This is a genomic window from Paraburkholderia haematera (assembly GCF_905220975.1).
GTDB lineage: Bacteria > Pseudomonadota > Gammaproteobacteria > Burkholderiales > Burkholderiaceae > Paraburkholderia > Paraburkholderia haematera.
In genome coordinates this window covers 80,439-103,470 of record NZ_CAJNBK010000023.1, presented here as the reverse complement: position 1 = coordinate 103,470, position 23,032 = coordinate 80,439, and the positions used below count along the sequence as shown (strand labels likewise).

Genomic DNA, 23,032 nt, shown 5'->3' with positions numbered 1-23,032 from the left:
TCGAGGCACTCTAGGCAGACGAGCTGACTGTCCATGTGGCGACAACTGATCGGGTCGACGCCACAGGAGGGAATATACAAGTAGGCAAAAGAAAGCGGCTCACACCGCCAGTTCTTAAGCGGGTCCCCTGGCTTGGAGGAGGTAGTGGTGCATCTGGAATCGGTGCCCTCGCACATTCGGCGTGAGTGACAAGGCCGTCATTCCTCCGGCGGCGCTGCGCGCGCCGAAGCGCACTTTACAAAACCAACCACCGTGTTCTGGCTCTCGCGTTTTGCTCGGCACCCTAGCCCATCATTGCACCGCAACCGCAACCGCAACCGCAACCGCAACCGCAACCGCAACCGCAACCGCAACCGCAACCGCAACCACCCGACATTTCATTCGAAGTGGGGGCACTCGTAAGTGCACGGGCGCAACGCCGAGGCGAAGCCGATGGCCCCCACCGCACACGAACGAAGCCCCTGGTTTCCCGGGTAGACCCGTCCGCGACGCACGCAGTGCGGAGTGGGAGCTGATGACTCCCTTGTCACCAACGCAGAATGTGCGAGGGCACGGATTCCAGATGCACCACTGCCTCCTCCAAGCCAGGGGACCCGCTTAATAGTTAGCGGTGTGAGCCGCTTTCTTTTGCCTACTTTTCTTTGCGGCAGGCAAAGAAAAGTAGGTGCCGCCCCGCACAGGGGCGACGCTAATAGACCGCTAAGAAAACAAGGAAAGGCCAACACCGCAGGCATACAACCACCCGCCGCGCAAGCCAAAAAAAACAATCAAACAGCTACAGCAACACTTTCCTTAAGCACAGCTTCCAAAATCCCCATCGCCTCATCAAAAACAGAATCCTGAATCGTAAGAGGAAAAAGAAACCGAACCACGTTCGAATAAACACCACAAACCAGCAACAACAACCCGCGCTCAAGCGCCCGAGCCTGCACCCGCTTGGTGAAGTCAGCATCCGGCTCCGTCCCACCCGCCTTGCAGAACTCAACAGCCACCATCCCACCCGGCCCACGCACATCGGCAATCTGCGGCACGTCGCTCTGAAGCGCGATCAGCTTCGCCTTAACACGATCGCCCAAAACAGTAGCCCGCTCGCAGAGCTTCTCTTCATCGATGATATCGAGCACGGCATGTGCGGACGCAACCGCCAGCGGGTTACCCGCATAAGTGCCGCCCAAACCGCCAGGCGCAGCCGCATCCATCAAATCAGCACGCCCGACCACACCCGACAACGGCATGCCGCCCGCCAGGCTCTTGGCCATCGTCATCAGATCAGGCACCACGTCATAGTGATGCATGGCAAACAACTTGCCAGTACGGGCAAAACCCGTCTGCACTTCATCGGCAATCAGCAAAATGCCATGCTCGTTGCACAGCTTGCGCAAGGCGCGCACGAACTCGGCCGGCGCCGGATAGAAACCGCCTTCGCCCTGAACCGGTTCGAAAATAATCGCCGCGACGCGCTTCGGATCAATGTCGGCCTTGAACAGAAACTCGATCGCCTTCAGCGAATCAGCCGTCGTCACGCCATGCAGCGGATTCGGGAACGGAGCGTGGAACACGTCCGCCGGGAACGGGCCAAAGCCGATCTTGTACGGCGCAACCTTGCCGGTCAGCGCCATGCCCATCATCGTGCGGCCATGAAAGCCGCCAGTGAACGCAATCACGCCCGGACGGCCGGTCGCGGCACGCGCAATCTTGATCGCGTTTTCAACGGCTTCGGCGCCAGTCGTGAAGAAAGCGGTCTTCTTCGGATAGTCGCCCGGCGCACGCGCGTTGATCTTTTCAGCCAGTTCGACGTACGACGCGTACGGCACGATCTGATACGCGGTGTGCGTGAAATGATCGAGCTGGTCGCGGATCGCCGCCAGAATCTTCGGATGACGGTGGCCCGTGTTGCACACGGCGATACCCGCGGCGAAATCGATGAAACGGCGGCCTTCAACGTCCCACAACTCGGCGTTCTCCGCGCGCTCGGCGTAGAAATCGCACATCACCCCAACGCCGCGCGGCGTGGCAGCGTCTTTGCGGCTCTTCAGTTCAGCATTCTTCATGGTATCTCCTTCGCTCCTCGGTTTTTGCGGGGTGTCGCGCGCTCAGCGCAGCACATGCAGCGACTATAATGAGATTTGGCTCTTAATTTCAGAGCCATTTCAATAAAAATATAGGAGCCAATCTTGCGCACAAGCGTTTTGTCCGACTGGCTGGCGCAGCGCCTCGACCGTGGCAACGGTCAGCCGATCTATCGTCAGCTTCATCGGCTGTTGCAGCAAGCGATTTTGTCGCGCGAATTGCCGGCGGGCAGCAAGGTGCCGTCATCGCGTCTGCTGGCGCAGGAATTGGGTATCGGACGCAATACCGTCACGCAGGTGTACGAGCAGTTGGTGCTCGAAGGCTATGTCAGTTCGACAACCGGCCGCGGCACGTTCGTCGCCGATAGCGCGCCGGACGAGATCGTCGGCGTGCCCGACGCCGAGGTGCCGGCCCCGCCGCTCGAGTCATTGCCGCCGCCACGGACGTTGGAGGGCAACCGCGCGTTGTCGACGCGCGGCGCGCGGCTCATCGCGGGGGCGGGCGTGTCGAAGCGGCAATGGGGCGCGTTCATGCCCGGGGTGCCGGATGTCACGAAGTTTCCGGCGCGCGTGTGGAGCCGCCTGCACAACAAGTATTGGCGCCGTCTGCGCCCGGACCTGCTGACCTACGCGCCGGGCGGCGGGCTGGCCTCGCTGCGGCACGCATTGGCCGACTATTTGCGTACTTCGCGCTCGGTGCGGTGCACGCCCGAGCAGATCATCATCACGACCGGGATCCATCAGTCGGTCGATCTGGCTGTGCGCCTGCTTTCCGATCCGGGCGACGTGATCTGGACCGAAGACCCTTGCTACTGGGGCGTGCGCAGCGTGCTGCACGTGTCCGGCCTGCAATCGCGGCCGATCGCCGTCGACGAAGAAGGCATCAATCCTTCCGCCGACGATCTCGCGCAGCCGCCCAAGCTGATGCTCGTCACGCCGTCGCATCAATATCCGCTTGGGATGGTCATGAGCCTCGCGCGGCGCCGCATGCTGCTCGAGTATGCTCGGCAGAATCAGTGCTGGATCATCGAAGACGACTACGATAGCGAGTTCCGCTATGGCAGCCGGCCGCTGGCATCGCTGCAAGGCCTGGACCGGTCTGGACAGGTGATTTATGTAGGCAGCTTCGGCAAAACGCTGTTTCCGGGCTTGCGCATCGGCTACCTGGTGGTGCCCGAAGCACTGGCCGAGAGCTTTGCGACCGCGAGCGCGGAGTTATACCGGGAAGGGCAATTGTTGCAGCAGGCGATGCTCGCGGAGTTCATCGCGGAAGGGCATTTCACGTCGCATATCCGCAAGATGCGCACGCTTTACGGGCAGCGCCGCCAGACCTTGCTGGATGCTGCCGCGCACCGTTATGGCGATGCGCTGCCGGCCGTAGGCGGCGATGCCGGTTTGCATCTGGTGATGCAATTGCCTGACGGCAGCGATGACCGCGCGGTGGCGGCCGCCGCGCTGGAACGCAATATCGTCGTGCGGCCTTTGTCGGGGTATTACGCGCAACCGGCGCTGGCGCCATCGGGTTTGCTGATCGGCTATGCATGCGTGCCGGACGAGGAGATCGCGCCTGCTTTCAATACACTGGCCGATGCGATCGACGCGACGCTTGTGCAGTTCGCGTGAGGGAGTAAGGGCCTGGATGACGGGGTGTTGTTTCAGATCGCCACGCTGTAGGGGCGAACCGCAGAAACGGTTTGCGTAAGTCCCAGGCTAGCGAGAGTGTTCAGGTATTCCTCGACGGACTTGGGCGGATTTTTCAACGATTTTCTGTGCTCGGCCATCGCTTCGAGAACTGTAGTCGGGTTCAGGTCAAAGAGATCGGTGATGAAGTCGTCAGGATGTTGCGCGGCTACGTTGAAGGTGCTTAAAGCGTCGGCCGGAAAGTCCTTCAGGTTAAACGTGACGATGAGTTCGGCGCCGCAATGCACGGCGGCGGCGACCCCATGAGCATCATCCGGGTCCGGTAAATGAATGGCCGGTATTAGGTGCTCGTAGCTGTCGACCAACGCGTCCCGCACGTGCGCGTCCATGAGTTCGCGGACGCGATGAATTTTGTCAGGGTCGAGGTCGGGTCGGTTCGCAATCAGATTGCGTGTCCACTCGTCGTGAATAGCCGGCGTCCAGCGCGCCCGGTAAAGATCGGTTAGCGCCAGACGCATCAACAGGTTTCGTAATGGTTGGGAGTACAGAACGCAAGCGTCGTAAATGGCTGTGAAATGTGACGACATCGATTATTCCAGACCCATGTCCTGCGACAACGCCGCGAGTTCGTCCAACGCCTTGCGACGGTTCGAGTCGATTCGGTTCTTATAGGCCATTACGTCTTCGTAACGCACGCGCCGATGCGTGTTCACCTTCCGGAAAGGGATTTCTTTCTTCTCCAGCAACTGGACGAAATACGGGCGCGATACATTGAGCAGGTCGGCCGCTTCCTGAGTGGTCAATTCGGCATGAATAGGGATGATCGAGACAGCATTGCCCTGACCGATTTCCGCAAGGACGTCGACAATCAGACGCACGACCGACGTCGGCAATTCAACACTGCGCGTTTCGCCCTCGTTGTCCTTGAAGTCGAACTGCTGTGTCTCCGCGCGGCTCGAAAGGACGACCGACAGATTCCGACCGGAGACGCGAGCGAGTTCGGCCTCTTGTGCGGACGGAAGCGGTGTGGGGTGGATAGAGGTGTTCATGGCACGATTCCTTTCGAATTCCGGCATTGTAAATCGAAATATTCGAAATCGCAATAAACGAAACAAGCCGGCGCACGTCCTTTGAGGCGTCAAATCCGAATCAACACCGCCCCCAGCGTAACCAGTGCGCACGCCAGGATCCGCCGCGCCGTCAGCTTCTCGTGCATGAACAGCCAACCGATCAGCACCGCGAAGATCGAACTCAGCTCACGCAATGCCGACACCATGGCAATCGGCAGATAGCGGTAGGCCTCGATGATCAGGCAATAGGCGGTGAGCGCGAGCGCGCCGGATGCAATGCCCTTAAGCACCACCGCGCGGCCGATGAAAAGCCCCCGGGCGCCACCGCGCCAATGCCAGGCGAGCAGAAACTGCGGGATATTCCAAATCAGATAAACCCACATGATGTAGCTCAGGCCGTTGCCCGCCACGCGCGCGCCGATTCCGTCGACGACCGAATACGACGCGATGAAGAAGCCGGTCAGTAGCGCAAACGGCACGCTTTCGCCGGAGAACTGCATGCCGCGGCGAAATGCCAGCGAAACGATGCCGAGCGACACGAGCGCCACGCCGATCGCCGCCAGCGGTTTGAGCGTTTCGTGCGCGAACACCAGCGCGCCGACGAATACCAGCATCGGCGAAAGACCGCGCGCAATCGGATAGATTTGCCCAAAGTCGCCGCTCCTGTAAGCGCGGATCAGTGCCAGCAGGTAGCCGAATTCGAGTACCACCGAGGCGAAGATGTAAGGCCAGGCCGCCGGTTCAGGTAGAGGCAGCACGATCACGCCCACCGCGCTGACGGCGATATACGGAATCGCCATCATGCCGAGCAGCCATACACGGTCTTCGGAGAGATGCAGAAACGCGTTCCAGGTGGCGTGAAGCAGCGCGGAGAGCAGCACCAGCGAGACGACAAAGGAGTCCATCGAAGGAAGGCCAGGGAGAGAAGAAAGAAGGCCAGGGGGCGGCCGCAAGCACGTGATTATTCCAGCAGAACGCCGGAATGGAGGGGTGGACGACTAAAGTGAAGGGGCTTTATGTAGCAAAAAGAGGCAATTTGTGGCAACGGAAACCCGCTGCCCAACTTTAGCGCTGGGTCGTCACGTCGGCGCACTGACACACTGCCACGCAATATCGAAGCGATCTGGGTGAGGGGCGTCTGGCCAGCCCCTTCGCATCGAGGAATCGTGAAACGGTTACGTCACCCGTTCTCGCAGCCACGCGGACGCCAGATCGATCACCGTCACGACGACGATCACCATGATCATCACCGCGGCCGTCTGCGCATAATTGAAAGAGCGGATCGCCTCGTACAGCACCACGCCGATCCCGCCTGCGCCCACCATGCCGACCACCATCGCCGAGCGCACGTTCGATTCGAAGCGATATAACGCGTACGAGATCCACAACGGCAGCACTTGCGGCAGCACGCCGTAAATGATTTCGTCGAGACTGGTCGCGCCGGTGGCGCGCACGCCTTCGGCCGGACGCGGATCGATTGCCTCGACCGCTTCGGCGAAGAGCTTGGCGAGCACGCCGGTGGTGTGCACCCACAACGCCAGCACGCCGGCGAACGGACCGAGTCCCACCGCGACGATGAACAGCATCGCGAAGACCATTTCATTGATCGCGCGGCACGCGTCCATCATGCGGCGCATGGGCTGCACGATCCACATTGGCGCCATGTTGTGCGCGGACATCAGTCCGCACGGCACCGCGCACACCAGCGAGAGGGCCGTGCCCCATACCGCCACGGACAGCGTCACAGCCATCTCGTGCAGATAGCTGCGCCATTCGGTGAAGTCCGGCGGGAAGAAGTCCTTGGCGAACTGGCCCATGTTGCCGGAGTCGGAGAGCAGATCGAGCGGACGCATATCGGCGCCGTGCCATGCGCCACCCAGCACGGCAAGCACGGCGATCCAGCCGATGAGCGACAGCCAGCTTCGCTTGCCCGCAGCGGGGGCGGCAGGGCGCGCCGCCTGCGCGGCGAGCGCTTCGCTCGCACGCGCGGGCGACGTGATCAGATCAACCGTGTTCATTGCTTGGCTACGGCGCTGTTGAGCGCGCTCAGTTTCGCATCGAGCGCGGCCAGTTGGGTCTTGCGGTCGTCGTCGGAAAGATGCGTGTCGCTCTCAATCTTCTGCTTCTGCTGGAACAACGCGACCTGGCGAATCGGCAGCAACTGCGCATCCGACGATGCCGCGAAACCGGCGTAACCCGTAATCTGCGCCATCACCGCTTTTTCATGCGGATCGGTCTTCCCATAGTTCACGAAGAAGTTGCGGATCTTGTCCTTGGTCGCTTGCGGCAGATCCTTGCGCCATACCAGCGGGTCCGACGGAATCAGCGGCGACGTCCACAGCACCCGTACTTGTGCAAACTTGTCCGGATGCTGCTTCTTCAGCGAGTCGAGTTCCTCGGTGTTGTTGGTCGCAATGTCGACCTTGTTGTTCACGACCGCCAGCAGATTCGCTTCGTGGCTCGACGGCAGCACGGCTTTGAACGACGTGTTGACCGGCGTGTTGTGCTGGGCGAACAGGTAATAGCCAGGGATCAGCGTGCCCGAGGTGGAGTTCGGATCGCCGAAACCGAGCGTGACGTCCCTGGTGTTTTTAAACACGTCGTCGAGCGTCTTGAAACGGCTGTTCACGTTGGTGATCAGCACCGACTTGTAACCGGCTTCGCCATTCAGATACAGGACCTTCGCGAATACTTCGCCTTGCGAGCGATCCACCGCTTCGATCGCCGAGGCATTGCCGAAATAGCCGACCTGTACCTTGTTAAAGCGCATGCCTTCGATGATGCCGGCGTAGTCGGTCGCGAAAAACGCTTTGACGTTCAGGCCGGTTTGCTTGTTCATGTCCGCGATCAGCGGCTCCCAGCGCTCTTTCAACACGGAGGAGGAGTCGGTCGAGATAATGCCGAGGTTGATGTCCTCGGCTTGTGCAGTGGCGACGCAGGCGAATGCGGCCGCGCCGACGGTCAGCGTGATCAGTGAACGCAGGAATTTCATCGCTTTGAGGTCCGGTTGAGTGAACAGAATGGGTGGGCGCGCTCAGTTCGAGTGCGCCGGATTGAGGGCGAACGCATAGCGCGTCGAGGTGGGCGCGGCGTCTTGCGCCGGGGTGCTGGTATCGCCGCCGTTAGCGTGGTTGTCCGCATGATTGGGCGTGCTATCGGCGCTGGCCTCGTCGAGCAGTTCGCGGGCGTCGTCGCCGTAGAGCTTCTTGAGCAGGGCAGGGCTTAGCGCTGCGGAGGGGCCTTCGTAGACCACCTTGCCGCGCCGCAATGCAACGGTGCGCGGGCAATACTGCATGGCGATGTCGACCTGATGCAGCGACACCAGTACCGTCAGTTGATGTTCGAGGTTGAGCGTGCGCAGCATCTCCATGACGCGGCGCGACGATTCGGGGTCGAGCGAGGCGATCGGTTCGTCGGCGAGCACGATGCGCGCGCGTTGCACCAGCGCGCGCGCCAATGCCGCGCGTTGCTGCTGGCCGCCGGAGAGATTGGCGGCGCGTTCGCGCGCATGGTCGCCAATGCCGACTTCATTGAGCGCGGCCATCGACAACGCCCGTTCCGCGCTCGGAAAGCGTCCGCTCAAACGGCGCCACAAAGGCAGCCGTGCAAGCGCGCCGATCAGCACGTTGCTCTCCACGGAAAGCCGGTTCACCAGATTGAATTGCTGGAACACGAAGCCGATATCGCGGCGAATGCTGCGCACTTCGCGCACGATGCGACCGTTCTGCTGGATCGGCCGGCCGAGAATCGCGATCTGCGACGGCTGCGCGTCCGAGGCCGTGAAGCCCGCGATGTGCCGCAGCAGCGTCGATTTGCCCGAGCCCGAGGCGCCGATCAAGGCAACCATTTCGCCCGGCTCGATACGCAGATCGATTTCGTCCAGCGCCTTACGGCCGTTGCTGAACGTCTTGCTCAACCGTTCGATACGAATCGCTTCCCGAATTGCTTCCATAAGTACCCCTTCATGCATCCGGCCGTTGCCGGCATGTGTGGGGCTCATTCTAGGAAGCGTCTGTGACGGTTGAGTGAAGGCGTCGCAACGTCTAGACGACTATATCTTCATGTGTCTTTTTTGCGTCGCTGGAAAGGCAGGAAAAAGTCACTTGCCCGAATGAAAAATGACACCCGTATGACACGATTTGCATTGGACCGGTCCGGCTGCGCATGATCGCCCGTTGCCAGGCTATATTGCGTCATTCGGTGTGCCGTCCCCAATAACCTTGCAGTTCTATTCGATGTCGTCATGCAGCCTTTGAGCTTTCTTCCCGACAGTTTTGCGGAGTACGACGATCTCAAGACGATCCTCGAGCAAGGGCGCGCCAGCTTCGAGATCCGAACGGTCTGCGAGACGACCGTGCGTGGCCGGCAATTCGCGGTGCACACCGCGAGTATCGGTTCGACGGATCCGCTCGCGCCGGCCATAGGATTTTTTGGCGGCATTCACGGGCTGGAACGGATCGGCTCGCAACTCGTGCTTGATTACATGCGTGCGCTGCTCTCCCGGCTGGAATGGGACGAACTGCTGGTGCGGCAATTGCAGTCGATTCGTCTGATCTTTATGCCGATCGTCAATCCGGGCGGCATGTGGGCCGCCACGCGCGCCAATCCCAATGGCGTCGATCTGATGCGCAACGCGCCGCAGAATGCCGACGAACGCGTGCCGCTGCTTGCCGGCGGCCAGCGGGTGGGTGCGTGGCTGCCGTGGTATCGCGGCAAAGAAGGCGATCCCATGGAGCCCGAAGCGGCAGCGCTCCTGCGGGTAGTCGAAACCGAAATGGCGGCGCGGCCCCTGAGCATTGCGCTCGATTGCCACTCGGGTTACGGCTGGCGGGATAGCATCTGGTTTCCCTACGCGCGCACGCGCGAGCTGATGCCGCATCTGCCGGAAATGTACCTGCTGAAAACCATGTTCGAGCGCGCGCATCCGCACCATGGCTACGCGTTCGAACCGCAGAGCCATCAATACCTGTTGCACGGCGATCTGTGGGACTTCGCGTATGACCGTACACCGGCGCCGAACGTCTTTCTGCCGATGACGCTCGAACTCGGTTCGTGGCTGTGGATCAAGAAGAATCCGCGCCAACTGTTTTCGCGTCAGGGCATGTTTAATCCGGTAAAGGCACATCGCACTGCGCGCGTGCTGCGGCGTCATGCGAATCTGCTCGATTTCCTCGCGCGCGCGGCGTTCTCGTCGCAACGCTGGCTGCCGCAAGGTCGTCATCGCGAGGAATTGCTGCAAAGCGCGATCGACCATTGGACCAAACCGGAAGCGTTATGAGCACGTGGATCCTGTTGCGTGGGCTGACGCGCGAAACACGCCACTGGGGTCGCTTGCCCGACTTGCTGCGCGAGGTAGCCGGCACGGACCGCCTGGTGCTGCTCGATCTGCCCGGCAACGGCGAGTTCGCTCATTTACGCGCGCCGGCAATGGTCGAAGACATGGTGGGCTTCGTGCGGATTGCTGCGCTGCAAACGGGAGCAACAGGACCCTATCGCGTGCTGGCGATGTCGCTGGGCGGCATGGTGGCGACCGACTGGGCGCAGCGGCATCCGGGCGAAATCGAGCGGCTCGTACTGATCAATACCAGCATGCGTCCCTTCAGCCGCATGCACGAACGCTTGCGTCCATCCGCATGGCCGGGTCTTCTGGGCGTCGCGGCACACTGGCGCGACGCGACGCGCGCGGAAGGCGGCATTCATCGGCTCACCTGCAATAACGTCGACACGCTGGGCGAGGATCTCGATGCATGGAGCGAGATTCGCCAGAGCGCCCCGGTGAGCCGGGGCAATGCGATACGGCAGCTTTGGGCCGCCGCGCGCTTTAGCGCGGCGGCAACGAAACCACGTTGCCCGTTGCTTATTCTTTCTTCGCGCGCCGACAAGCTGGTCAACCCGGTGTGTTCGGCGAAGCTCGCGGCTGCGTGGGGCGCAGCGCATCGCGAGCATCAATGGGCCGGTCACGACCTGCCGCACGACGACCCGGCGTGGACCAGCGAACAGGTTCAAGCATGGCTTGGGCAAGCTGCTGGCGAATCGAAGGCCATGCTTTAAACAGAGGCAGCACCTTCACTGGCAGCGGGTATAACCTAAGTGGGCTCGCGCATCGCTTTTCGGGGCGGCAGGTGCATAATCCCCGTTCAGACGATGCATGCGAATCAAGCGATACCCGCTATTGCCGCCCGCCACGGGAGTTGATCATGCAAGCAAAGAATGAAGAAGCCGTCACGCACCTGCTAAACGATGTCTTCGAATTTGCGCGCGGGCGCTTGCCAGAGCCGACCTTCGCAGTCGTCGAGCCTTTCCTGCGGCACTACTACGATTTCGTCGACGCCGACGATCTGCAGAGCCGCGCGATCGCCGATCTTTACGGCGCGGCGCTCGCGCACTGGCAAACCGCGCAGCGCTTCGTGCCAGGCAGCGAAAGGCTGCGCGTCTACAACCCGATACTCGAACAGCATGGCTGGCATTCCGATCACACGGTGATCGAGATCGTCAATGACGACATGCCGTTCCTGGTCGATTCGGTATCGATGGCGGTCAACCGCCTCGGGCTCGCGCTGCATTCCGTCGTGCATCCGGTGTTTCGCATCTGGCGCGGACCGGATGGCAGCATCGTGCGAGTCGGTCAGGGCGCTGAAGATTCCGCCGATACGCGCTCGCAGCTTGCTTCGTTCATTCACTTCGAAGTGGACCGTTGCGGCGACGCAGCGAAGCTCGACGCCCTGCGTGACGAGATCGCCAAGGTGCTGCGCGACGTGCGCGCTGCCGTCGAAGACTGGCCGAAGATCGTCGAACTCGCGCGCGCCACCGTCAAAGGCATGAAGGCCGGCGAGGCGGGGCCCGAAGGTGTCGAGGCTCGCGCGTTCCTCGAATGGATGGTGGCTGATCATTTCACGTTTCTTGGCCAGTGCGACTATGAATTGGTGCAGCACGATATCGGCTTTGGCTTGCGTGCGGTACCGGGCTCTGGACTCGGCATCCTGCGTGACGCGATGCGTCCCGCCGGCGCGCCCGAAGTCACGCCGTTGTCACCGGCGGCCGCCGACATTATCTCCGGCGCGTGGCCCATTTTCCTGACCAAGGCCAACTCGCGCGCGACGGTGCATCGGCCGGGCTATCTGGATTACGTCGGCATCAAGCTGACCGGTGCGGACGGCAAGGTGAGCGGCGAACGGCGTTTTATCGGCCTGTATACGTCTACCGCGTACCTGGTTTCGACTTCGGAAATTCCGATCGTGCGGCGCAAATGCGCGAACATCGTGCGGCGGGCCGGGTTCCTGCCGAAGGGCCACCTGGCCAAATCGCTGGTGACGGTACTCGAAACCTATCCGCGCGACGAACTCTTTCAGGCCGACGAAGACCAGCTCTACGACATCGCGCTGGGCGTGCTGCGATTGCAGGAGCATCAGCGCACGCGTCTATTCGTGCGGCGCGACCGTTTCGACCGCTTCGTGTCGTGTCTCGCGTTCGTGCCACGCGACAAGTACAACACCGATCTGCGGCGACGCATTGCCAACCTGCTGACCGACGCATTCAACGGGGAAAGTGTCGAGTTCACGCCACTGTTGTCGGAGTCGGCCATCGCGCGCATTCACTTCGTTGTGCGTGCGAAACCGGGTGGCATGCCCAACGTCGATACGCGCGAACTCGAGGCGCGGCTCGTGCAGGTCACACGCCGCTGGCAGGACGATCTCGCCGACGCCTTGCTCGACGCATTCGGTGAAGAGCAGGGCAACCGTCTCCTGCAACACTATGCGGATTCGTTTCCCCCCGGCTATCGCGACGACTATCCGGCTCGCACCGCGGTGCGGGATATCGAGCTGATCGAGCGCGTGCAGGGTAGCGAGCGGCTCGCCATGAACCTGTACCGCCCGATCGAAGCCGGGCCGCGCGCGTTTCGCTTCAAGGTCTATCGTGCGGGCTTGCCGATTGCGTTGTCGCGCAGCTTGCCGATGCTTGAACATCTCGGCGTGCGTGTCGATGAAGAGCGGCCTTATCTGATCGAAGCGATCGACGCCACGCCGGCCTGGATTCACGACTTCGGCCTCGAACTCGCGGACGATGCGGAATTCGATATCGAACGCGTGAAGGATCTCTTCGAAGATGCGTTCGAACAGGTGTGGACCGGCGGAATCGAAAGCGACGATTTCAACCGCCTCGTGTTGCGCGCGCAACTGAGTGCGCGCGAGGTGACGATTCTGCGCGCTTATGCCAAGTACCTGCGGCAAGTGGGGTCGACCTTCAGCGACGCCTATATCGAGCGCGCGGTCACCGGCAATCCGGCGATTGCCCGCATGCTGGTGGAGTTGTTCGTGACTCGCTTCGATCCAGTACTCGGCGATACGCGCGAGGCGCGCGTCGACGGCTTGTTGAAGACGATCGACAGCGCGCTCGATCAGGTGCCGAATCTCGACGAGGACCGGATACTCCGGCAATTCCTCGGCGTTATCAAGGCGACGCAACGCACGAACTACTATCGCTTCGATGCCGACGGCCATCCTAAGCCGTATCTGTCGTTCAAGTTCAATCCCGCGCACGTGCCCGGTTTGCCTGAACCGAAACCGATGTTCGAAATATGGGTGTACTCGCCGCGCGTGGAAGGCGTGCATTTGCGCGGCGGCCGTGTCGCTCGCGGCGGGCTGCGCTGGTCGGATCGGCGTGAGGACTTCCGCACGGAAGTGCTTGGGTTGATGAAGGCGCAGATGGTGAAGAACGTGGTGATCGTGCCAGTCGGCTCCAAAGGCGGTTTCGTCGTGAAGAATCCGCCGCCGCAAACCGACCGCGACGCGTGGATGCGTGAAGGCATTGCCTGCTATCAGACGTTCCTGCGCGGTCTGCTCGATTTGACCGACAACCTCGCGGGTACGGCCGTGGTGCCACCGCCCGATGTGGTGCGGCATGACCCCGACGATCCCTATCTGGTGGTCGCCGCCGACAAGGGCACCGCCACCTTCTCCGACTACGCGAACGCGATCTCTCAGGAATACGGCTTCTGGCTCGACGACGCCTTTGCGTCGGGCGGTTCGGTCGGCTATGACCACAAGAAAATGGCGATCACGGCGCGCGGCGCGTGGGAGTCGGTCAAGCGGCACTTCCGGGAAATGGGCGTCGATACGCAGGCGATGGATTTCACCGTGGTTGGCGTCGGCGATATGTCGGGCGATGTGTTCGGCAATGGCATGTTGTTGTCGCCGCATATCAAACTGGTGGCGGCGTTCGATCACCGGCATATTTTCCTCGATCCGAATCCCGATCCGGCGGTAAGCCTTGCCGAACGCGGGCGTCTGTTCGTTCTGGACCGGTCGAGCTGGGCCGACTACGATCCGGCGTTGATCTCGGCCGGCGGCGGGGTGTTTCCACGCACGGCCAAGACGATTCCGTTGTCTGCGGCGGTGCAGTCGGTGCTTGGCATCAGCGCGCCGGCGCTCGCACCCGCTGAATTGATGCGTGCGATTTTGCAGGCGCCTGTCGATCTGCTCTACAACGGTGGCATCGGCACCTACGTGAAAGCGAGTCGTGAAACGCATCTGCAGGTCGGCGACCGCGCCAATGATGCGATCCGCGTCAACGGCGCCGATTTGCACTGCAAGGTCGTCGCGGAAGGCGGCAATCTGGGTCTCACGCAACTCGGGCGTATTGAATTCGCGCAGCGCGGCGGCCGCATCAATACCGATGCGATCGACAACTCCGCCGGGGTCGACTGTTCGGACCATGAGGTCAACATCAAGATTCTGCTGGGTCTGGTCGTCTCCGATGGCGAAATGACTGAGAAACAGCGCAACGCACTGCTCGCGGAAATGACCGACGAGGTGGGCTTGCTCGTTTTGCAGGACAACTATTACCAGACCCAGGCGCTCTCCATTGCGGGCCGCTACGGCGTCGAATTGCTCGATGCCGAAGCGCGCCTGATGCGTTACCTCGAACGCGCGGGCCGCCTGAACCGCGTGATCGAGTTCTTGCCGACCGATGAGGAAGTCGCAGAACGCCTGGCCGCGAAACAAGGGTTGGCCACGCCCGAGCGCGCCGTGCTGCTTGCCTATAGCAAGATGTGGCTGTACGACGCCCTGCTCGAGTCGTCGATGCCGGAAGACGCGCTCGTTAGCGACATGCTGATTGAATACTTTCCGAAGCCGTTGCGGCAGCGTTTTAGCGAGCCGATGCAACGTCACCCGTTGCGGCGCGAAATCCTCGCCACGCATCTGACCAATGCGTTGGTGAATCGCGTGGGCTGCGAGTTCGTGCATCGCCTGATGGAAGAGACCGATGCGAAGCCCGGTGACATCGTGCGGGCCTGCATCATGGCGCGCGACGTGTTCGATCTCGACGAGGTGTGGCGCAGTATCGATGCGCTGGATAACCGTGTCGCCGACGATGTGCAGGCGCGCATGTTCGTCGAAGTGGCGCGGCTCGTCGAACGTTCGGCGCTGTGGTTCCTGCGGCAGTTGCAATCGGGGGCGCTCAGCGACGGCGATGTCGCCGGCTTGCTCGCACGCTGCCGCGACGCGGCGCAACGCCTCGCGCCGCAATGGCCCGCGCTGCTGCCCGCCGCCGATCTCGAAGCGCTGTCCGAGCGGCAACGCGCGCTCGTGGACGCGGGTGTCGATAGCGAACTGGCGGTGCGTATCGCCAGCGGCGAGATCTCGGCGGCGTTGCTCGACATCGCTGAGGTGTCGTCGACCTGCGGGCGTAGTCTCGAACTCGTGGCGGGCGTCTACTTCGCGCTCGGTACGTTGTTGAACTATGGCTGGATCAGCGAGCGCGCGGCCGCACTGCCGGCGCCCACGCACTGGGACATGCTGGCGCGCGCCACCGCGCTGGCGGAGCTCGCACGCCTGAAACGCGCACTGACTACGAGCGCGCTGGCCGACGCCGACGAGGCGTCGACGCCGGAGGTATTGGTGCAAGCATGGCGCGAGAAGCGCGCCGCGCAACTCGAACGTTACGCGCGCCTGCTTGCCGATTTGCGGGCCACGGGCGGCGCGAGCTTGTCGATGCTGCTGGTGATCGTCCGGGAGATGGCTGCGCTCGAAAGGGTTTAGCACGACGGAGCGCGAGCGAGGGTCGAGGCGCTGCCTGCGTCCGACCTCAGCGCAAAACTGCGCCGGGGTTGGACGCATGCGGGCTGGCATGTCCATAATACGGACTCTTGCCAACCGAAAGCGCTCTGCACACTCACGGACCCCCGCCACGACGATGAAAGAAGAATCGCCGAAAGCCATTTTCTATGCGCTTGCCGCCAACCTCGGCATTGCCGTCTGCAAGTTCGCTGCTGCCACGTTTACCGGTTCCGGCTCGATGTTCGCCGAAGCCATTCATTCCACCGCCGACTGCGGTAACCAGTTGCTGCTGCTATTCGGCTTGCGTGAAGCGCGCAAGCCCGCGAGCGCGTTGCATCCCATGGGCAGCGGCCGCGAGATCAATTTCTATTCGCTGCTGGTGGCGTTGCTGCTGTTCTTTGTCGGCGGTGCGTTTTCGGTGTACGAGGGCGTGCATCGTCTGTTTGCGCGCGAGCCTTTGCAGTATGCCTATGTGGCGCTCGTCGTCCTTGGTGTTTCGGTGGTGCTCGAAGCCCTTTCGTTGTGGGGGGCGCTTAAGGAGATCCGCAAGACGCATCCCGACAAAAGCCTGTGGCGCTGGTTTCGTGAAACGCGCGAGTCCGAACTGCTGGTGGTGGCCGGCGAGGACATTGCCGCGTTAGCGGGTCTTGCGATCGCCTTTGTCGCCGTGCTGCTGACGATGGTGACCGGCAATCCCGTCTACGACGCGCTGGGCTCAATCGGCGTGGGTGTGTTGCTGATGGTGATTGCGTGGCTAGTGGCGCGCGAAGTGAAGTCGATGATCGTCGGCGAATCGGCGGGCCCGGAAGTGCGTCGCGCGATCGAGGCGCATCTGGGCGCCCGCGCCGAGATTCGCAGCATCATCAACATGATTACGCTGCAGTGGGGCCGTCACGTGGTGGTGGCCGTGCAGGCTGAAATGATCGACTACGCGAGTGGGCGCGCGATGGTCGATGCGATCAACGTGATCGAAGCGGACCTGCAGGCGGCGTTCCCGCAAGTGCGTTGGGTGTTTTTTGAACCGGACGTGCCGCGGGGTTGAGGCATTGGCTTGCTTGCGGCGTGTGTCTGGTCCTCCGCTTTAGACGCGGCCGCGTTGATGTGCAGAGGCGCTGATGGGCCAACCGAACGCGTGGGTCGGCCGGGTTCAATCGCCGCGCATGAATTGCTGCAACACGTAGTGGAAAATAATTTCTTCGCATCTATACTTCTTTCGGCTTGAAAGCGGCCTTTCTCCCAATCTGCATCACAAGCAAAAAGGAAGAATCACGATGCTGACTCGCACATTAGGTGCAATCTCCGTCATTACGCTTGCGGCTTGCGCCGCCTTCACGTCCGGGCCTGCCAGCGCGGACGACAACGATGGCTTCTCGCAAGGCGACGGCGGCTCGCACGGGCGGCCGGTCAAGGTGATGATCATTTCGATGTTCGGGCCGGAAGGGCAGGTATGGCTCGATCGGCTCGGGCCATGGCGCGAGATTACGGTTGACGGCTTGTCGCCCGATTACCCGACGGTTCATTGCAATAAGCAGGACGTGTGCGTTATGACGACCGGCATGGGGCATAGCAATGCTGCCGCGTCGATCATGGCGCTGACCTTCTCGCCGCGTTTCGATTTGCGGCATACGTACTTTATGGTGGCGGGGATTGCCGGGATTGATCCGCAACAGGGCACGGTTGGGTCTGCCGCGTGGGCGAAGTACCTGGTGGATTTCGGGATTCAGTGGGAGATCGATGGGCGGGAGATTCCGTCTGGCTGGAATACCGGGTACCTGGGGATCAATACCAAGAGCCCGGCGGATAAGCCGCCGCTCGACTATCGGACGGAAGTGTTTCAGTTGAATACTCAGCTCGCCGATACGGCGTTTGCTTTGTCGCGTAGTGTTGTGCTGTCGGATAACGCTCAGGCGCAGGCTGCGCGGGCCAAGTATTCGTATGCGCCTGCGAATCGGCCGCCTGCTGTCATTCAATGCGATACGCTGGCTGGGGACACCTGGTGGTCAGGGACGCTGCTTGGGCAGCGGGCTCGGGATTGGACGAAGATTCTGACGGATGGTAACGGCGTTTATTGCACGACGCAGCAGGAGGATAACGCGACGTATGAGGCGCTTAAGCGCGCGGCCTCTGTGCATAGGGTTGACTTGAGCCGCGTTGCGGTGCTGCGGGCTGGGTCCGATTTTGATCGGCCGTACGATGGGCAGACTAGTGCGGATAATCTGCTTAACTATGCCGCGCAAGGGGGCTTTACGATTGCTATTGAGAACCTGTACAGGTCGGGGAATCCGCTTGTGCAGGATATTGCTACGCATTGGGGGGAGTGGCGGGAGGGAGTGCCGAAGAGGTAGGTTTTTGGTTTGCCTGCGCGGCGCTTGGTTGTGGTTTTATGGCGTTGGCCTTTCCTTGTTTTCTTAGCGGTCTATTAGCGTCGCCCCTGTGCGGGGCAGCACCTACTTTTCTTTGCCTGCCGCAAAGAAAAGTAGGCAAAAGAAAGCGGCTCAAACCGCTAACTATTAAGCGGGTCCCCTGGCTTGGAGGAGGTAGTGGTGCATCTGGAATCGGTGCCCTCGCACATTCTGCGTTGGTGACAAGGGAGTCATCCGCTCCCACTCCGCACTGCGTGCGTCGCGGACGGGTCTACCCGGGAAACCAGGGGCTTCGTTCGTGTGCGGTGGGGACCATCGGCTTCGCCTCCGCGTTGCGCCCGTGCACTTACGGGTGCCCCCACTTCGAATGAAATGTCGGGTGGTTGCGGTTGCGGTGCAATGATGGGCTAGGGTGTCGAGCAAACGCGAGAGCCAGAACACAGTGGTTGGTTTTGTAAAGTACGCTTCGGCGCGCGCAGCGCCGCCGGAAGTATGACTGCCTTGTCACTCACGCCGAATGTGCGAGGGCACGGATTCCAGATGCACCACTACCTCCTCCAAGCCAGGGGGCCCGCTTAAGAACTGGCGGTGTGAGCCGCTTTCTTTTGCCTACTTTTCTTTGCGGCAGGCAAAGAAAAGTAGGTGCCTGCCCCGCACAGGGGCGACGCTAATAGACCACTAACAAAACAAGGAAAGGCCAACGCCACAGGAACACAAACAAACAAGCGCCGAGAAGGCAAAAACCAAACCCAAATCTAAACCATCACTGCGGCGCCCGATAAGGCATCCACACTGGCGCATCCACATCCCAATCATCAAGTTCAGACGGTGTCATAACAAGCCCCATTGAAAACAGAGAAAACAGCCTAAATCGCAATGAAAAATTACTTCGGAAACCGAATCATCGCGGCGTATCCGCCTTACTGCCCGTTGGCAACACGAGTGACATCACCACCGGCACCTTCTTGCAATGCAATGCGCGCAGCCTGCGTCTGACCAATCAAACCTTTATTCGGATACGACGTCCGATTCAGCGAAGCCAGCGACCCGTCGCGATACGCAGCAACCAATTCGGCCTGAACTTCAGCACGCGTTTTGCCGCCAGTAGCCGGCGCGGATTGCGTTTGATATGTGCCCGCATGGCCAATGCCACCGCCGCCATTGCTTTGTGCAAACACCGGCGCGCTGGCAAGCAGCGAAACAACCAGACCTGCTAAGAGATTGCGTTTCATGATCCACTCCTGTCGATTCGTTTGCAGCACAAGCAGCGCTGCGACAGGGTGAAATGTAGACTTCGACGCAGTACGGATAAACCGCACTTTCACGAAATGAATTGTCGCGATTCCAGAACAATCGCGATGACGCTGGCGTTCCCCGGCTATTGCGAGGCAACCGCGGCATTAGCGCCGCGGCTGGAATTCACTGTTTCAATTTCTGTACTTCAACTCGCGCGAATCAAGCGACCCATAATCAAGCAACCCATTCCGTTATCACCGGCGTATCGAGCATCGGAGCAGACTCACGTTCTTCGAAAGTACGCTTCGTGCACATTGCGTCGAGACTGCCACGTCCGCTTAGCAACGGGCAGCGGTCAAACAGCTCGGCAATCCAGTCTACGAAAACACGGACTTTAGGCGACAGATGCCGGCTGTGCGGATAGACTGCGGAAATCGGCATCGGCAAAGGTTTCAGCTCCGGCAGCACTTCAACCAGTTGACCCGAACGCAGATGCGGCAGCACCATGAAGAGCGCCGGCTGAATCAGGCCGAAGCCCTCCAGTCCGCACGTTACGTAGGCATCGGCGTCGTTCACCGACACAATGCTCTTCATCTTCACTTCGATTTCTTTGCCATCAACCATGAAGGCCCAATCGATCGTGCGCCCCGTGCGGCTCGAGAAATAATTGACCGCTTTTTGATTGTCGAGGTCCTCAAGCGAAGTCGGCATGCCCGCGCGCTTGATGTACTCGGGGGAGGCGCAAGTCACGCCCTCGAACAAACCGATACGCCGCGCCACCAGCGACGAATCCTGTAGCGCACCCACACGCACCACGCAATCCACGCCTTCCTGCAACAGATCGACGGGCCGATCCGTCAATCCGAGCTGCAGGTCGATGTCCGGATATCGCGTGTGGAATTCACACAGCGAAGGGATCACCAGCAGGCGCCCGATCGATCCCGGCATGTCGATGCGCAACTTGCCGTGCGGCTTCTTGTTGCCGCTCTGGAAGCTGGCCTCGGTCTCTTCGACGTCCGCGAGGATGCGCACGCAGCGTTCGTAATACGCGGCGCCGTCCGGCGTAAGCGACAAACGCCGCGTGGTCCGGTGCATCAAACGTGTGCCGAGGAACGCTTCGAGGTTCTGAATGATGGTGGTAACCGACGCGCGCGGCAGATCGAGCGTTTCCGCTGCGCGGGTAAAGCTGTTGGTGTCGACGACGCGCGTGAACACTTGCATGGCCTGAAGCCGGTCCATTGCAAACCTCCAGAAAGGGGCGGGCGCACTGAGCAGGAATCGAATCCGCAGAGCAATCGCGTTCGATTGTTCAGAGTCGCCGAATTGTGTTGCCGGATTATAGGCATTTATTTAGGAGTCTGCCGAAGCCACAATTCGCAGCATTGAAGTTCTATGCGCATTGCGCGGCTCGACATGGATGCATTTAAACCGCCGTACTCCTTTGTGCCCGCCGGCAGCGGCCCGGCACAGGCAACCAGCACGGCACTCGACGTCACAGACGTGCAGATAGAAGGGCACGCACAGGAAATTACGTTGCGTTTGTACCGGCAGCCACAAAAAACCTCACTGCCGGTACTGCTTTATTTCCATGGCGGCGGTTTTACCAAGGGCTCGATCGATCAGGCCGACTACGCCGCGCGTTATTTCGCAGAACACTTACCGGCTCTGGTCGTCTCGGTCGGTTACTCGCTGGCGCCGCAGTTTCCGTTTCCGGCGGCGCCTGAAGACGCACATCGCGCGGCGCTGTGGGTGCAAACACGAGCACGCGCGTTTGGCGGGAATAGCAAGAAGGTCGGCGTGGCGGGCCACGATGCGGGCGGGCAGTTGGCCAACTGCCTCGCTTTCATCGCGCGTGATCGCGGCGACGTGCAGATCGCCGCTCAGGCGCTGTTCGGACCGATGCTCGATCCGAGCCTGACGCGCCTCGGCGACGAAAGGCGCCTTGGCTCGGATATCACCGCGAAGGAATGCGCCGCGTGTTATCGCGCGTATCTGCCGCAAGCGTCGCAACGCATGCATCCGTATGCCGCGCCGCTCGAATCGTCGCGCCTCGCCGGCCTGCCTGCCACGCTGATCGCGACGGCGCAAAACGATGTGCTGCATGTGGAAGCGGAGAAATACGCGAGCAGTCTGATCGACGCAGGGGTGCTGACCCAGGTGGTCCGCTATCCCAGCATCTCGCACGCCGCGTTGGCCGACCATCCGCCCGCATTGCAGGAGGCGGTGAGATTTTTTCAGTGGCGCTTCGATGCGCGCGCCCATCGCTGAGACAGAAATAAGCAGAACCTTAATCAACGATACCGGGAGCTTCTCATGACTATCCTTCCTCTTTCCCGTCGCCGTGTGGCGATTGCCGCGCTAGCCGTCATCGTCGTGGCCGGGCTGGGCACGTTCGGCGCGATTCGCGTCGACGCGAGCTCGCCCGCTGCGCCGACCATCGTGCCGGAAGTCGATGTGGCCACCGTGGTGCAAAAGACCATCACCGACTGGCAAAGCTATTCGGGCCGCCTCGAAGCGGTCGAAAAAGTGGACGTCCGTTCGCAGGTGCCGGGCACGATCGTGTCCGTCAACTTCAAGGACGGCGCGCTCGTGAAAAAGGGCGACACGCTGTTCGTGATCGATCCGCGTCCGTACGCGGCCGAAGTGGATCGCACCGAAGCACAGGTCGCGGCGGCGCAAGCGCGTACCGGCTACACGCAAAGCGATTGGGAACGTGCGCAGCGTCTGATCGCCGACAACGCGATCGCCAAGCGCGATTACGACGAGAAGCAGAACGCCGCGCGTGAAGCGAGCGCCAACCTGAAGGCCGCGCAAGCCGCCGTCGAAACCGCGCGCATCAATCTCGGCTACACGAAGATCGTCGCGCCGGTGTCGGGCCGCGTCTCACGTGCGGAAATCACGGTGGGCAATGTGGTGTCCGCGGGTGCAAGCTCGGCGCCGCTGACCACGCTGGTGTCGGTTTCGCCGATCTACGCATCGTTCGACGTTGACGAACAAACCTACCTGCAATACCTGAGCCGTGCGAAGGATGGCCGCAAGGTGCCGGTGGATCTGGGTCTGGCGGATGAAAGCGGCTACTCGCGCAGCGGCACGATCGAATCCGTCGACAACCGGCTGGATACGTCGTCCGGCACGATCCGGGTGCGCGCGCGCTTCGATAACGAGGACGGTGCATTGATCCCGGGTCTCTATGCGCGCGTGAAGGTCGGCGGCAGTGAGCCGCATCCGGCATTGCTGATCGACGACGCAGCCGTGGGCACCGATCAGGACAAGAAGTTCGTGCTGGTGGTCGACCAGAGCAATCACGTCGTGTATCGCGAGATTGCGGTTGGCGGCATGCAGGGCAACCTGCGCGTCGTCAAGGGCGGTTTGCAGGCCAGCGACCGGATCGTCGTGAACGGTATCCAGCGCGTGCGTCCGGGCGATGCAGTGCGCGCTCACATGGTGCCGATGACCACCGATCAGGATCCGAACAGCGCGCCGCTTGCGCAGACGCGGGCGAAAGCAGCGGACAAGAATTCGTGAGCCTCGTGCGCCACGTTTGGCCAGTCATGTTGACGGGCTGTAGCGGGCGCATGCTCCAACGTTAAGAGCTT

The 23,032-nt window shown here is 61.3% G+C and carries 17 protein-coding genes; 8 read left to right on the top strand and 9 right to left on the bottom strand.

Going from position 1 to position 23,032, the window contains the following annotated elements:
* Positions 1-767 precede the first annotated feature (767 nt).
* A complete protein-coding gene (locus KHO23_RS28230) occupies positions 768-2,051 on the bottom strand; it encodes a 4-aminobutyrate--2-oxoglutarate transaminase (protein WP_211615304.1) in 1,284 nt (427 codons plus the stop codon).
* A gap of 123 nt (positions 2,052-2,174) precedes the next feature.
* Here KHO23_RS28230 and pdxR point away from each other — a divergent pair, with 123 nt between their 5' ends.
* Entirely contained in the window at positions 2,175-3,692 is a 1,518-nt protein-coding gene (pdxR, locus tag KHO23_RS28225) for a MocR-like pyridoxine biosynthesis transcription factor PdxR (protein ID WP_211615302.1), read from the top strand.
* Positions 3,693-3,724: 32 nt separating this feature from the next.
* On the opposite strand, the gene KHO23_RS28220 is transcribed toward pdxR, so the two are convergent.
* The 6 genes from KHO23_RS28220 to phnC all read right to left on the bottom strand — a co-directional run bounded on the left by KHO23_RS28220 (position 3,725) and on the right by phnC (position 8,732).
* Entirely contained in the window at positions 3,725-4,297 is a 573-nt protein-coding gene (locus tag KHO23_RS28220; protein WP_211615300.1) for a PIN domain-containing protein, read from the bottom strand.
* Between the two features lie 3 nt (positions 4,298-4,300).
* The gene (locus KHO23_RS28215; protein WP_211615299.1) at positions 4,301-4,759 is read right to left on the bottom strand and encodes a helix-turn-helix domain-containing protein; all 459 of its coding nucleotides are present in this window, start codon (positions 4,757-4,759) and stop codon (positions 4,301-4,303) included.
* An 89-nt stretch (positions 4,760-4,848) separates the two neighbouring features.
* Entirely contained in the window at positions 4,849-5,685 is an 837-nt protein-coding gene (locus tag KHO23_RS28210) for a DMT family transporter (RefSeq protein ID WP_211615298.1), read from the bottom strand.
* 270 nt (positions 5,686-5,955) lie between these two features.
* Entirely contained in the window at positions 5,956-6,798 is an 843-nt protein-coding gene (phnE, locus tag KHO23_RS28205; protein WP_211615297.1) for a phosphonate ABC transporter, permease protein PhnE, read from the bottom strand.
* Positions 6,795-7,772, bottom strand: a complete 978-nt coding sequence (gene phnD / locus KHO23_RS28200) for a phosphonate ABC transporter substrate-binding protein (protein ID WP_211615296.1) — start codon at positions 7,770-7,772, stop codon at positions 6,795-6,797. The genes phnE and phnD overlap by 4 nt, the downstream gene beginning before the upstream one ends.
* A gap of 42 nt (positions 7,773-7,814) precedes the next feature.
* Positions 7,815-8,732, bottom strand: a complete 918-nt coding sequence (gene phnC / locus KHO23_RS28195; protein WP_211615295.1) for a phosphonate ABC transporter ATP-binding protein — start codon at positions 8,730-8,732, stop codon at positions 7,815-7,817.
* A gap of 291 nt (positions 8,733-9,023) precedes the next feature.
* On the opposite strand from phnC, the gene KHO23_RS28190 reads away from it, so the two are divergent.
* The 5 genes from KHO23_RS28190 (at position 9,024) to KHO23_RS28170 (ending at position 18,182) form a co-directional block, all read left to right on the top strand.
* The gene (locus KHO23_RS28190) at positions 9,024-10,058 is read left to right on the top strand and encodes a M14 family zinc carboxypeptidase (RefSeq protein WP_211615293.1); all 1,035 of its coding nucleotides are present in this window, start codon (positions 9,024-9,026) and stop codon (positions 10,056-10,058) included.
* Entirely contained in the window at positions 10,055-10,831 is a 777-nt protein-coding gene (locus KHO23_RS28185) for an alpha/beta fold hydrolase (RefSeq protein ID WP_211615290.1), read from the top strand. The genes KHO23_RS28190 and KHO23_RS28185 overlap by 4 nt, the downstream gene beginning before the upstream one ends.
* 146 nt (positions 10,832-10,977) lie before the next feature.
* Positions 10,978-15,819, top strand: coding sequence for an NAD-glutamate dehydrogenase (locus KHO23_RS28180; RefSeq protein ID WP_211615288.1), 4,842 nt, complete (start codon positions 10,978-10,980; stop codon positions 15,817-15,819).
* A 154-nt stretch (positions 15,820-15,973) separates the two neighbouring features.
* Entirely contained in the window at positions 15,974-16,879 is a 906-nt protein-coding gene (locus tag KHO23_RS28175; RefSeq protein WP_211615286.1) for a cation diffusion facilitator family transporter, read from the top strand.
* A 229-nt stretch (positions 16,880-17,108) separates the two neighbouring features.
* The gene (locus KHO23_RS28170) at positions 17,109-18,182 is read left to right on the top strand and encodes a purine-nucleoside phosphorylase (protein WP_211615284.1); all 1,074 of its coding nucleotides are present in this window, start codon (positions 17,109-17,111) and stop codon (positions 18,180-18,182) included.
* Positions 18,183-19,120: 938 nt separating this feature from the next.
* On the opposite strand, the gene KHO23_RS28165 is transcribed toward KHO23_RS28170, so the two are convergent.
* Both KHO23_RS28165 and KHO23_RS28160 read right to left on the bottom strand, forming a co-directional pair.
* Positions 19,121-19,432: a DUF4148 domain-containing protein gene (locus KHO23_RS28165; RefSeq protein WP_211615282.1), complete on the bottom strand. Its 312-nt coding sequence runs from the start codon at positions 19,430-19,432 to the stop codon at positions 19,121-19,123.
* A 238-nt stretch (positions 19,433-19,670) separates the two neighbouring features.
* Positions 19,671-20,675, bottom strand: a complete 1,005-nt coding sequence (locus KHO23_RS28160) for a LysR family transcriptional regulator (RefSeq protein WP_211615280.1) — start codon at positions 20,673-20,675, stop codon at positions 19,671-19,673.
* 174 nt (positions 20,676-20,849) lie between these two features.
* Between KHO23_RS28160 and KHO23_RS28155 the strand changes: the two genes are divergently transcribed.
* Together KHO23_RS28155 and KHO23_RS28150 are read left to right on the top strand one after the other, a co-directional pair.
* Positions 20,850-21,704 carry an alpha/beta hydrolase gene (locus KHO23_RS28155; protein ID WP_211615278.1) on the top strand — a complete coding sequence of 285 codons (855 nt, stop codon included), beginning with the start codon at positions 20,850-20,852 and terminating at the stop codon, positions 21,702-21,704.
* Between the two features lie 45 nt (positions 21,705-21,749).
* Complete coding sequence (locus KHO23_RS28150; RefSeq protein ID WP_211615276.1) at positions 21,750-22,961, top strand: efflux RND transporter periplasmic adaptor subunit; 1,212 nt, start codon at positions 21,750-21,752, stop codon at positions 22,959-22,961.
* The last annotated feature ends 71 nt before the right edge of the window (positions 22,962-23,032 follow it).